The 12,328-nt window shown below is 59.8% G+C and carries 10 protein-coding genes; 6 read left to right on the top strand and 4 right to left on the bottom strand.

Annotated elements, in window-relative coordinates:
* Window position 1 precedes the first annotated feature (1 nt).
* The 4 genes from ylxM to ACZM22_RS05775 all read right to left on the bottom strand — a co-directional run bounded on the left by ylxM (window position 2) and on the right by ACZM22_RS05775 (window position 3,983).
* On the bottom strand, window positions 2–367 hold the full coding sequence (ylxM, locus tag ACZM22_RS05790; protein WP_483269135.1) for a YlxM family DNA-binding protein: 366 nt from the start codon (window positions 365–367) through the stop codon (window positions 2–4).
* Window positions 368–541: 174 nt separating this feature from the next.
* On the bottom strand, window positions 542–1,783 hold the full coding sequence (locus ACZM22_RS05785) for a threonine synthase (RefSeq protein WP_483269136.1): 1,242 nt from the start codon (window positions 1,781–1,783) through the stop codon (window positions 542–544).
* A gap of 74 nt (window positions 1,784–1,857) precedes the next feature.
* Window positions 1,858–3,333: a pyridoxal-5-phosphate-dependent protein subunit beta gene (locus ACZM22_RS05780; protein ID WP_489543403.1), complete on the bottom strand. Its 1,476-nt coding sequence runs from the start codon at window positions 3,331–3,333 to the stop codon at window positions 1,858–1,860.
* On the bottom strand, window positions 3,330–3,983 hold the full coding sequence (locus tag ACZM22_RS05775) for a helix-turn-helix transcriptional regulator (protein WP_483268093.1): 654 nt from the start codon (window positions 3,981–3,983) through the stop codon (window positions 3,330–3,332). Before ACZM22_RS05775 ends, ACZM22_RS05780 begins: the two co-directional genes overlap by 4 nt.
* A gap of 221 nt (window positions 3,984–4,204) precedes the next feature.
* Between ACZM22_RS05775 and ACZM22_RS05770 the strand changes: the two genes are divergently transcribed.
* The 6 genes from ACZM22_RS05770 (at window position 4,205) to ACZM22_RS05745 (ending at window position 12,324) form a co-directional block, all read left to right on the top strand.
* The gene (locus tag ACZM22_RS05770) at window positions 4,205–5,602 is read left to right on the top strand and encodes a YgeY family selenium metabolism-linked hydrolase (RefSeq protein WP_489543402.1); all 1,398 of its coding nucleotides are present in this window, start codon (window positions 4,205–4,207) and stop codon (window positions 5,600–5,602) included.
* Between the two features lie 43 nt (window positions 5,603–5,645).
* Window positions 5,646–6,839 carry a knotted carbamoyltransferase YgeW gene (gene ygeW, locus ACZM22_RS05765; RefSeq protein WP_483268091.1) on the top strand — a complete coding sequence of 398 codons (1,194 nt, stop codon included), beginning with the start codon at window positions 5,646–5,648 and terminating at the stop codon, window positions 6,837–6,839.
* A 94-nt stretch (window positions 6,840–6,933) separates the two neighbouring features.
* Window positions 6,934–7,872: a carbamate kinase gene (gene arcC, locus ACZM22_RS05760; RefSeq protein WP_489543401.1), complete on the top strand. Its 939-nt coding sequence runs from the start codon at window positions 6,934–6,936 to the stop codon at window positions 7,870–7,872.
* A 255-nt stretch (window positions 7,873–8,127) separates the two neighbouring features.
* Entirely contained in the window at window positions 8,128–9,396 is a 1,269-nt protein-coding gene (locus ACZM22_RS05755; RefSeq protein WP_489543400.1) for a BMP family ABC transporter substrate-binding protein, read from the top strand.
* A gap of 299 nt (window positions 9,397–9,695) precedes the next feature.
* A complete protein-coding gene (locus ACZM22_RS05750) occupies window positions 9,696–11,237 on the top strand; it encodes an ABC transporter ATP-binding protein (protein ID WP_489543399.1) in 1,542 nt (513 codons plus the stop codon).
* Window positions 11,230–12,324, top strand: coding sequence for an ABC transporter permease (locus tag ACZM22_RS05745; RefSeq protein WP_484437125.1), 1,095 nt, complete (start codon window positions 11,230–11,232; stop codon window positions 12,322–12,324). Before ACZM22_RS05750 ends, ACZM22_RS05745 begins: the two co-directional genes overlap by 8 nt.
* Window positions 12,325–12,328 lie beyond the last annotated feature (4 nt).

The raw sequence follows: 12,328 nt of genomic DNA, 5'->3' as shown, positions 1-12,328 counted from the left end.
ATTACTCCTTCAATACGCCGGCCCCGGCGATGATGCTGTCGGCCAGCTCCTCCAGCCGGTGGTTCTCATACTGCCGGTAGTTGATGGTCTTGATCTCATTGGCGGCGGCCACGATGGCGTCCACGCTGTCCTGCATGCGCATAAAGCGCTTGAGCAGGCCCGTCTTGTCCTCCAGCTCGTTCATGGCGGCCTCGGCGCGGACGATCACATCTCGCACGCCCTGACGGGATATGCCGCAGTTCTCGGCGATCTCCGCCAGCGACAGATCCTCATTGTAGTAGAGATCGAACAGCTCGCGCTGCCGCTCCGTGAGGATGTCGCCGTAAAAATCGAACAGCATGGTCATGCGGTAGGTCTGGTTTTTCACGGGAATCTCCCCCTTCTGTAAAGTTATAAGCCTTTACAACATTGAATATCTTACACGATAGCGGCATAAAAGTCAAGGTGAAATGTGGCGGCGGCTGAAAATTTTTCAGAAAAAAGAGACGGCTGCGCCGTCTCTTTTTCGGGTTCGTCGGTGTTTTCGATGAAAAACGGCATTTTACTCCACGGTAACGCCGCGCTTTTTGAACTCCTCCACCATCAGGTCCAGATCGGGCGCGATGTGGATGGGCTCGCCGGCGGACTTGATGGCGTTGGCCACATCCTTCAGGCCGTTGCCGGTGACCACGGACACCACGGTGGCGTCGTGGGGGATGAGTCCCTCCTCGCAGGCCTTCTTCAGCGCCGCCGCGCCGGTGACGCCGGCAGGCTCGCCGAACACGCCGCAGGTACGGCCCAGCAGGCGCTGAGCCGCCAGGATCTCCTCGTCGGAGACGTTGACGGCAATACCGTTGGACTCGCGGATGGCGGCCAGCGCCTTGTCGGCGTTGCGGGGCACGCCCACGGAGATGGAGTCGGCGATGGTGTTCTCCTCCATAGGCTCCCACGGCTTATCCTCCTGGATGGCGCGGTTGATGGGGTAGCAGCCCAGAGACTGGGCGGAGATCAGGCGGGGCAGCTTGTCGATAAAGCCGATGGCGTACAGATCCTTGAAGCCCTTCCACACGCCGGCAATGGTGCAGCCGTCACCCACGGAGATGGCCAGATAGTCGGGCATCTCCCAGTTCAGCTGCTCAGCGATCTCCAGTGCCACCGTCTTTTTGCCCTCGCTGAGGTAGGGGTTGATGGCGGCGTTGCGGTTATACCAGCCGTACTTGTCGATGGCGGCGGCGGACATCTTGAACGTGTCCTCATAGTTACCCTTGACGGAGATGACATTGGCACCGAAGATCATCAGCTGAGCCACCTTGCCCTTGGGCGCGCGCTCGGGGACAAAGATGTAGGTCTTGATGCCCGCAGCGGCGGCGTTGCCGGCCAGAGAGCTGGCGGCGTTGCCGGTGGAGGAGCAGGCGATGGTCTTAGCTCCGGCCTCCATGGCCTTGGCCACGGCCATGGCGCTGGCGCGGTCCTTCAGGGAGGCGGTGGGGTTCTGACCGTCGTCCTTCACCCACAGGCGCTTGATGCCCAGCATTTCCGCCAGCTTGGGCTCCTCGTACAGAGGGCTCCAGCCCACGCGCAGGGGCGTGTCGGGGGTGGTCTCCTCCACGGGCAGCAGCTCCCGGTAGCGCCACATGGAGCGGTTATCACGCCGGGCCAGCTTCTCCTTGGTCAGCACGGACTTGATATAGTCGTAGTCGTACACGATGTCCAGAATGCCGCCGCACGCACAATTGGTGAGGTCGGGCACCGCGTCGTAGGTCTTGCCGCAGCGGACACACTTGCCGTATTTTACGTTTCTCATGGCGTCTCTCCTTATTTGGTATAAAGACCAGGGCGGGGCGAAGGCCCCGCCCTGATGGGTCGTATTCTCTTTTCTTACAGAGCCTTCAGCAGGCCGGTGGCCTCGTTGAACTCGTTGATGAGCTCGTCCAGGTCCTTGGCCTGTGCGTGGACGGCGTCCCAGGTGCCCTTGGTGTCGTACCACTGGGCGTTCAGGTCCTCCACATCCATCTGCTGCTGCTCCACCCAGGTGTAGTACTTCAGGTTGTGGACGCGCTTGCGCTCGGTGTAGGTCAGCTCCAGCATGGAGTCGGTCTTCAGGCCCAGCATGTGCAGGTTGTGGTCCAGAGCGGCCTCGTGGGCATTGTAGGCGCCGTGCATCTGGTTCAGCTCCTCGATGCGGCTGCCATACATGACGGCGGAGTCGGTGAGGACGGTGGCCACCACGTCGTTTTCGGTAAGCTCGTAGTACTTGGCCATCTTGATGCAGCACAGCACGTTGGCGATGCCGGAGATGCCCAGCCAGGTCATCTTCTGGATTTCCTCATCGGACATGCCCAGCTCGTCCTTCATATACTTCTGGCCCTCGGGAGTGTTGAACAGGCGCAGCAGGCGCTGGCTGTCCTCGTCATCGATAGCGATGGCCATGTCGGTGTTCTTCACGTTGTGGATCCAGGGGATGTGCTTGTCGCCGATGCCCTCGATGCGGTGGCCGCCGAAGCCGTTGTCCAGAATGGTGGGGCACTGCAGAGCCTCGCCCACGGCCAGCTTCAGGTGAGGATAGCGCTCCTTCAGCAGGTCGCCGGCGGACATGGTGCCGGCGGAGCCGGAGGTGAAGCAGGCGCCGGCAAAGTTCTGGCCGGGCTTCTTGATGGCCTCGAACAGCTCAGCCAGCGCGTAGCCGGTGACGTTGTAGTGCCACAGGGGGTTGCCCATCTCGGCGAACTGGTTGAAGATCATCATGGTGGGATCCTGCTTCAGCTCCCAGGTCTTGTCAAAGATCTCCTTGACGTTGGACTCGCAGCCGGGGGTAGCGATGATCTGACCGGCGATGGACTTCAGCCAGTCAAAGCGCTCCTTGGACATATCCTGGGGCAGGATGGCCACGGACTCGCAGGCCAGCAGCTTGGAGTTGAAGGCGCCGCCGCGGCAGTAGTTGCCGGTGGAGGGCCACACGGCGTGGTGATAGGTGGCGTCGAACTGACCGGTCACCAGACGGGGAGCCAGGCAGCCGAAGGAAGCGCCCACCTTATGGCAGCCGGTGGGGAACCACTTGCCGGACATGGCCACGATGCGGCAGGGCACACCGGACAGCTTGCTGGGGATCTCCACATAGTTGGGGACCTTCTGGAACAGGCCGCCGCTCTCCTTGGCCTCGTTGTGCCAGGAAATACGGAACAGGTTAACGGGGTCCACGTCCCACAGACCGGTGTGGCTCAGCTTGGCCTTGATCTTCTCGGGGATCAGATCGGGATTCTGCATCTGCGCGATGGTGGGGATGATGACGTTGTTCTCCTTGGCCTTCTGGATATTATGCTCCAGGCCGACTTTGTTGATGGACAGATCGATCATTTTTTCTTTTCCTCCTGTTGCTTGTTCGCGTCAATGTAAGAGTATAAAGTATATTTGGAAATACCGAAGTATTTTGCCACTTTGTCGCCGGACTTGGTGACCAGGAACGCCCCCGCCTTGTTCAGGAACTGGATGGCCTTGATCTTGTCGTCCTTATTCATCAGCGCCGCCGGCTTGCCCACCAGCGCCACGGACTGCTCGATCAGCTCGTCCAGCACATCGTTGACGTTGATGATCTTCTCCGGCTCCGTCTGTTCCTTGTCCTGGGTAGACAGCATCTCGGTCAGCTGCCGCTGCATCATCATCAGCCCCGTCACATCGTAGTTGATGGAAAAGATGGCCGTCACGGCGCCGCGGCTGTTGCGGATGTACAGGGATGAGGACTTCAATATCTTGCCGTCCGGCGTCCGCGTCAGGTAGCACAGATGGTCCTGAGGCTGCTCGTGCTGGTGCTCCAGCTGCTCCAGCACCACCATGGACGCGCCGTCTCCCACCTTGCGGCCGGAGACGTGCCCGTTTTCAATATGTACGATGGTATGCTCCGGATGGCTGCTGCTGACGTCGTGGATCACGACCTCGCATTTGTCGCCGAATTGCGCCGCGATGCCTGCGGCAATCTGTTTCAGTGTTTCCAGTCGCTTCGTCTCCAATAGGCCGCCCTCCATTTTTGTAGCTTTTTACGGTTCTTTCGGCTTTTACCACTACTATCATACCACACTTTGCGAAGAAATCAACGATTTTTTCAGAATTTTTTTTTGGTTTCATAAATTTTTGTTTGACATCCGGCGTCTGTGTGTTATGATAGGGATAGCACCAAAAGAAAAACCTTATTTTGTATGTTTGGAACAAAGAAAATATGCGGAGGTACGTTATGGATTTCGAAGCCATCAGAAAAGCTGCCGAGGGCTATAAGCCCGCCATGGTCAAGTTCCTGCGTGACATGATCGCCATTCCTTCCGAGTCCTGCGAGGAGGAGGGCGTCGCCAAGCGCATCGCCGAGGAGCTGAAGGCTCTGGGCTATGACAAGGTGGAGTTCGACAAGCTGGGCAACGTCATCGGCTGGATGGGCGAGGGCGACAAGATCATCGCCGTCGACAGCCACATCGACACTGTGGGCATCGGCAACATCGAGAACTGGGAAGCTGACCCCTATCAGGGCTATGAGACGGACGACATTATCTACGGCCGCGGCGGCTCCGATCAGGAGGGCGGCATGGCCGCTGCCGCCTACGGCGTGAAGATCATGAAGGATCTGGATCTGCTGCCCAAGGGCTACAAGATGATGGTGGTCGGCTCCGTGCAGGAGGAGGACTGCGACGGTATGTGCTGGCAGTCCATCGTCAACGAGTACTTCAACGGCCCCGAGGACGCCCGTGAGAAGATCGAGTTCGTCATCTCCACCGAGCCCACCGACGGCGGCATCTACCGCGGTCACCGCGGCCGCATGGAGATCCGCGTGGATATGCACGGCATCTCCTGCCACGGCTCTGCTCCCGAGCGCGGCGACAACGCCATCCACAAGATGGCCGAGGTCATTCTGAATGTCCGCGACCTCAACGAGAATCCCGCCGATAGCTCCACCGAGATCAACGGCCTGGTGAAGATGCTGGATCCCAAGTTCAACCCCGACCACTACGAGGATGCCCGCTTCCTGGGCCGCGGCACCTGCACCACCAGCCAGATCTTCTACACCTCCCCCTCCCGCTGCGCCGTGGCGGATAGCTGCTCCATCTCCATCGACCGCCGCATGACCGCCGGCGAGACCTACCAGTCCTGCCTGAAGGAGATCGAGGATCTGCCCGCCTGCAAGAAGTACGCCAAGGACGTGAAGGTGTCCATGTACATGTATGACCGTCCGGCATGGACCGGCCACGTCTACGAGACCGAGTGCTTCTTCCCCACCTGGATCAACAAGGAGACCGCACCCCACGTGCAGGCGCTGGTGGACGCCCACCACAACCTGTGGGGCGACAAGCGCCTGATGCCCACCGAGCTGGCCGCCTCCAAGCGCGAGGGCCGTCCCCTCACCGACAAGTGGACCTTCTCCACCAACGGCGTATCCATTCAGGGCCGCTACGGCATCCCCTGCGTGGGCTTCGGCCCCGGCGCCGAGTCTCAGGCTCACGCCCCCAACGAGGTGACCTTCAAGCAGGATCTGGTGACCTGCGCCGCGCTGTACGCCGCCGTTCCCGGTCTGTACAAGCCCGAGAACAAGGATGGCTCCGCCACCAGCTTCCGTCAGGAGCTGACCGGCAACGACATCAAGTAAGCATTTCTATGAAACCACTTATTTTGTAAGGAGAATAAAGAAAATGAGCAAGACTGTTGAGCTGGCACGTCATCTGTCCACCCTGAACATCAACAATATGTACAAGACCGATTTCTATTGGACTTGGGACAAGACTGACGATGAGATCGACGCCATCTTCACCGTGGCCGACGCCCTCCGCGACCTGCGTGAGCGCAACAAGAGCACCCGCGTGTTCGATTCCGGTCTGGGTATCTCCATCTTCCGCGACAACTCCACCCGTACCCGCTTCTCCTTCGCCTCCGCCTGCAACCTGCTGGGCCTGGAGGTGCAGGATCTGGACGAGAAGAAGTCCCAGATCGCCCACGGAGAGACCGTCCGTGAGACCGCCAACATGGTGTCCTTCATGGCCGACGTCATCGGCATCCGCGACGATATGTTCATCGGCGAGGGCCACAAGTATCAGAAGACCTTCATGGACGCCGTGAAGGAGGGCTACCGCGACGGTATCCTGGAGCAGCAGCCCACTCTGGTGAACCTGCAGTGCGACGTGGATCACCCCACCCAGTGCATGGCCGATATGCTGCACGTCATCCACTACTTTGGCGGCGTGGAGAACCTGAAGGGCAAGAAGGTCGCCATGACCTGGGCCTACTCTCCCTCCTACGGCAAGCCCCTGTCCGTGCCGCAGGGCGTCATCGGCCTGTTCACCCGCTTCGGCATGGACGTGACGCTGGCCCATCCCGAGGGCTACGATGTGATGCCCGAGGTGGAGGAGGTCGCCCGCAAGAACTGCGAGAAGTACGGCTCCAAGTTCCACAAGACCAACGACATGAAGGAAGCCTTCAAGGACGCCGACATCGTGTATCCCAAGAGCTGGGCCTCCTACGCCGCCATGGAAGAGCGCACCAAGCTGTACGCCGCCGGCGACAAGGAAGGCATCGACGCGCTGGAGAAGCGCCTGCTGGCCCAGAACGCCGAGCACAAGGATTGGGCCTGCACCGAGGAGATGATGAAGCTCACCAAGGACGGCAAGGCTCTGTATCTGCACTGCCTGCCTGCCGACATCACCGGTCTGAGCTGCGCCGAGGGCGAAGTGGACAACTCCGTGTTCGACCGCTACATCGTGCCTCTGTACAAGCAGGCATCCTACAAGCCCTACGTCATCGCCGCCATGATCTTCATGGCTCAGGTGAAGGATCCCGTCAAGGCTCTGATGGAGCTGGACGAGGGCAAAGACACCCGCAAGATCTTCTAAAAAACGCACCACCCGCAGCAGCGGCGGCATCGCCGCCGCTGCTGCTTTTTCCCGCTGAGCCAACATTATTCTGACTGTTTTGAGGTAAACAACTATGTCTAAGAAAATCGTTATCGCACTGGGCGGCAACGCTCTGGGCAGCACTCTGCACGAGCAGGCCGACGCCGTACAGATCACCGCCAAGGCCATCGTAGACCTGATCGCCGAGGGACACGAGGTCATCGTGGCCCACGGCAACGGCCCTCAGGTGGGCATCATCAACAACGCCATGCTGGCCCTGATGCATGAGGATGCCACACAGGACAGCACCCCCCTGTCCGTCTGCGGCGCTATGAGTCAGGCCTACATCGGCTATGACCTGCAGAACGCCCTCCGCGAGGAGATGCTGAACCGCGGCATCGACGAGCCCGTGGTCACCATGGTCACGCAGGTGGAGGTGGATCCCAAGGATCCCGCCTTCAACGATCCCAGCAAACCCATCGGCAAGTTCCTGTCCGAGGAAGAGGCCAAGGTCATGGCCGCCAAGACCGGCTTCCTGTTCAAGGAAGACGCGGGCCGCGGCTGGCGCCGCTATGTGGCCTCCCCCAAGCCCCAGCAGATTGTGGAGCTGGGCGCCATCCGCGCCCTCAGCGACAGCGGCAACATCGTCATCTGCTGCGGCGGCGGCGGCATCCCCGTCTACCGTACCGAGCATAACCACCTGAAGGGCGCGGCCGCCGTCATCGACAAGGACTTCGCCTCCGAGCTGCTGGCCGAGCAGCTGGACGCCGATATGCTCATCATCCTCACCGCCGTGGAGAAGGTGGCTATCAACTTCAACAAGCCCGACCAGAAGGGGCTGGACGATCTGACCCCCGCCGAAGCCCGTAAGTATATGGAGGAGAACCAGTTCGCCAAGGGCTCCATGCTGCCCAAGGTACAGGCGGCCGTGAAGTTCGCCGAGTCCAAGGCCGGCCGCACCGCCCTCATCACTCTGCTGGAGAAGGCCAAGGACGGCATCGAGGGCAAGACCGGCACGAGAGTACACCAGTAACTCCCACGCGGTGAATTTCCCGGCGGCGCTGCGTCTCCGGGCCCTTGATGGCCGCATTCGCCAATAACGTTTCCGCGGCAGTCTGCCAAAAGAATTTCTGATAGTACACATTTTCAGTTGAAATCTTGCGTGCTTTCCTGTATAATACTCCCATCCTGTGTTCGTGAATCACGGGCTGTGCCCGTTGTTCAGGCATGCGGTAAATTTACCCTTACCTTCAGCCGCATGTCACATATTAAAAGGAGGAAAACAAGAATGAAAAAGTTCCTTGCACTGATCATCGCCCTGGTCATGGCTCTGAGCCTGGTGGCCTGCGGTGAGCAGACGCAGCCTGAGACTCCCGACGTCCCCGACAACGGCGGCGAGCAGACTGCTACCATCAAGGTGGGCTTCATCACCCTGCACGATGAGAACTCCACCTACGACCTGAACTTCATCAACGCTGCCAAGGAGGCCATTGCGAACCTGGGTCTCACCGAGAATGACTACATCCTCAAGACCAACATTGAGGAAGGTCAGAAGTGCTACGACACCGCTGCCGAGCTGGCCGACGCCGGCTGCAACATCATCTTTGCCGACAGCTTTGGTCATGAGTCCTACATGATCCAGGCCGCCAAGGACTTCCCCAACGTGCAGTTCTGCCACTCCACCGGCACCCGCGCCCACACCGAGGGCCTGTCCAACTACCACAACGCTTTCGCCTCCATCTATGAGGGCCGTTATCTGGCCGGTATCGCTGCCGGTATGAAGATGAACGAGATGATCGCTGCCGGCAAGTTCACCGAGGCTGAGGCCAAGATGGGCTACGTTGGTGCGTTCACCTACGCCGAAGTGGTCTCCGGCTACACCTCCTTCTATCTGGGCGCCAAGTCCGTCTGCCCCTCCGTCACCATGGACGTGACCTTCACCGGCAGCTGGTACGATGAGACCCTGGAGAAGGAAGGCGCTCAGAAGCTGATCGACGGCGGCTGCAAGCTGATCAGCCAGCACGCCGACTCCCTGGGTGCTCCTACCGCCTGCGAGAATGCTGGTGTCCCCAACGTCTCCTACAACGGTTCCACCATCACCGCCGGCCCCAACACCTACATCATCTCCTCCCGCATCGACTGGGCTCCCTACTATGAGATGGCCATCAAGGCCGTCATGGACGGTACTGAGATCCCCGCTGACTACACCGGCAATCTGTCCACCGGCTCCGTGGTCCTGACCGACCTGAACACCGCTGTGGCCGCCGAGGGCACCCAGGCTGCTATCGACGCGGCCAAGGCCAAGCTGGAGAGCGGCGAGCTGCACGTCTTTGACTGCTCCACCTTCACTGTCAGCGGTGCCAACGTCAAGGACACCATGAAGGTCGATGCTGACGGTCACCTGACCTCCTACATGGCCGACGTGAATACCGACGAGGCGTACACCGGCGACACCGAGGTCGTGCACGACGGTTACTTCTCCGAGTCCGAGTTCCGCTCCGCTCCTTACTTCGATCTGTTCATCGATGGCATCAACACCCTGGATACCGCGTTCTGATCGACGTTTTCCAAGCCACAAAAAGGACGGGCTGCTTTGCAGTCCGTCCTTTTTTCATCCCATTTTTGCCGTCCTCCGCCGCCGCTGCGGGAGGCGCTATTTTCTCCTCCCGCAGCTGGCTTGACGTTTTTCACAAGTCGCCACACCCCTCTTTGTATAACCTTACATTTTTTGTGCATCCCTTACAATTTTTTTGTGATTTTTGATTTACAATGCTCGACATGTATGGTAAAATAAACCGCATGGAACAAAGCCCCGGCGTTTGCGAGGTGTTGCAGCCGTCTGCGCCGAAAGAAAGGATGACAGCCTTGGAAAACAAATGCGCGATCAAAATGGAGAACATCACCAAGCGGTTCGGAAAAGTTGTCGCCAACAACGCGATCAACATGGAGCTGCGTGAGGGTGAGATCCTGTCTCTGCTGGGTGAAAACGGCAGCGGCAAGACCACTCTGATGAACATGCTCTCCGGCATCTATTTCCCCGACGAGGGGCAGATCTACATCCACGACAAGCCCGTGACCATTGCATCGCCCAAGGATGCGTTTGCTCTCGGCATCGGCATGATCCATCAGCACTTCAAGCTGGTCGATCTGTTCACGGCCACGGAGAACATCATCCTGGGCCTGGAGGGCAAGCTGGACCTTGCCAACGCCCGCAAAAAGGTGCAGGACATCTGTGACAAGTACGGCTTCGACATCGACCCCGACATGAAGATCTACGACATGTCCGTTTCCCAGAAGCAGACCGTCGAGATCGTCAAGGTGCTGTACCGCGGCGCCGACATTCTCATTCTGGATGAGCCTACCGCCGTGCTGACGCCCCAGGAGACGGATAAGCTGTTCACCGTCATGCGCAACATGAAGGCTGACGGCAAATCCCTCATCATCATTACCCACAAGCTCCACGAGGTGTTGGACGTGTCCGACCGCGTGGCCGTGCTGCGCAAGGGCGAGTACATAGGCGATGTGCTGACCAAGGACGCCGACCAGCAGTCCCTGACGGACATGATGGTGGGCCGCAGTGTCAGCCTGAACATCAACCGTCCCGAGCCTAAGAACGTGGCCACCCGCCTGAAGCTGGAGGGGCTGACCGTGTTCGACGAACTGGGCGTCAAGCGTCTGGACAATGTGAGCTTCGATATCAAGGCAGGCGAGGTACTGGGCGTGGCCGGTGTGGCCGGCTCCGGTCAGCGTGAGCTGCTGGAGTCCATCGCGGGCCTGTACCCCATTGCCTCCGGCTCCGTTACCTACTACTCTCCCGAGGACAACAAGCCTCAGGAGCTGGTAGGCAAGGATCCCATGGATATCCGCAAGGCCGGTATCGCCATGTCCTTCGTGCCGGAGGATCGCCTGGGCATGGGCCTGGTTGGCTCCATGGGCATGACCGGCAACATGATGCTGCGCTCCTGGCGTAAGGGCCACGGCATTTTTCTGGACCGTAAAAACCCTGAGGCCCTGGCCCAGCGCATCTGGCAGGAGCTGGAGGTCGTCACTCCCAGCACCAGCTTCCCCGTCCGCCGTATGTCCGGCGGCAACGTGCAGAAGGTGCTGGTGGGCCGTGAGATCGCGCAGCAGCCCGCCGTGCTGATGACGGCTTACGCCGTCCGCGGTCTGGATATCAACACATCCTATACCATTTACAACCTGCTGACGGAGCAGAAAATGAAGGGTGTTGCCGTGGTCTACGTCGGCGAGGATCTGGACGTGCTGCTGGAGCTGTGCGATCGTATCGTTGTGCTCTGCGGCGGTCAGGTTTCCGGCGTGGTGGACGGCCGCACCACCAACAAGATGGAAGTGGGCGCACTGATGACCCGTATGGGAGGAGGCAAGGCAGATGAATAAAAGAGGATCGCTCTTTCATATTTCCAAGCGCGACACGCTGCCCCTGCCTAAGGCACTGGCCATCCGCGGCGGCATCATCCTGCTGGCTCTGGTGTTCTGCGGTCTCATCACCACCCTGCTGACCGGCGAGAACCCCATCAATGTGTACGGCACCATCCTCAAGGGTGCCTTCGGCACTGTCCGCAAAAGCTGGGTCACGTGGCAGAACGTGGCCATCCTGCTGGGCATCTCTCTGGCCGTAACGCCCGCGTTCAAGATGCGCTTCTGGAACATCGGCGCGGAGGGTCAGACCCTCATCGGCTGTCTTGCCTCCGCCGCCTGTATGATCACGCTGGGAAAGACCCTGCCCAACGCCCTGCTGATCCTGGTGTCTCTGGTGGCCGCTCTGCTGGCCGGCGCCCTGTGGGGCTTCCTGCCCGCCTTCTTCAAGGCCCACTGGAACACCAACGAGACGCTGTTCACCCTGATGATGAACTACATCGCTACCCAGCTCACCGCTTTCTTCATCATCATATGGGAGGTGCCCAAGGGCGCCGGTAAGATCGGCATCATCAACCAGTCCTCGGAGGCAGGCTGGCTGCCCCGTCTGGCCAACCAGCAGTACCTGCTGCCCATTCTGGTCATCGCCATCATGACCGGCCTGATGTACGTCTACCTGCAGTACAGCAAGCACGGCTACGAGATCGCCGTGGTGGGTGAGAGCCAGCGCACCGCCAGCTACGCCGGTATCAAGGTGGATCGCGTCATCATCCGGACCATGGTGCTCTCCGGCGCTATGTGCGGCCTCATCGGCTTCCTTCTGACCACCGGCGTGGATCACACCCTGACTACTACCATCGTGGACGGCCGCGGCTTCACCGCCGTCATGGTGTCCTGGATGTCCAAGTTCAACCCCTTCATTATGATCGCTGCCTCCCTGCTGCTGGTGGTCATGGACCGCGGCGCCAGCGAGGTGTCCAGCGTGTTCGGCCTGAACCACTCCTTCGCCGACATCCTGACCGGTATCATCCTGTTCTTCATCATCGGCACCGAGTTCTTCATCACCTACAAGGTCAGCCTGCGCAAGAACAGCAAGAAGGAGGCGTAATCGG

This window comes from Vescimonas sp., assembly GCF_057856985.1.
This window is presented reverse-complemented; position numbering and strand designations above follow the sequence as displayed.

Coding starts and splice junctions, on each gene's coding strand:
- ACZM22_RS05785 (WP_483269136.1), bottom strand. CDS start 1,783: ATGAGAAACGTAAAATACGGCAAGTGTGTCCGCTGCGGCAAGACCTAC.
- ACZM22_RS05780 (WP_489543403.1), bottom strand. CDS start 3,333: ATGATCGATCTGTCCATCAACAAAGTCGGCCTGGAGCATAATATCCAG.
- ACZM22_RS05770 (WP_489543402.1), top strand. CDS start 4,205: ATGGATTTCGAAGCCATCAGAAAAGCTGCCGAGGGCTATAAGCCCGCC.
- ygeW (WP_483268091.1), top strand. CDS start 5,646: ATGAGCAAGACTGTTGAGCTGGCACGTCATCTGTCCACCCTGAACATC.
- arcC (WP_489543401.1), top strand. CDS start 6,934: ATGTCTAAGAAAATCGTTATCGCACTGGGCGGCAACGCTCTGGGCAGC.
- ACZM22_RS05755 (WP_489543400.1), top strand. CDS start 8,128: ATGAAAAAGTTCCTTGCACTGATCATCGCCCTGGTCATGGCTCTGAGC.
- ACZM22_RS05750 (WP_489543399.1), top strand. CDS start 9,696: ATGACAGCCTTGGAAAACAAATGCGCGATCAAAATGGAGAACATCACC.
- ACZM22_RS05745 (WP_484437125.1), top strand. CDS start 11,230: ATGAATAAAAGAGGATCGCTCTTTCATATTTCCAAGCGCGACACGCTG.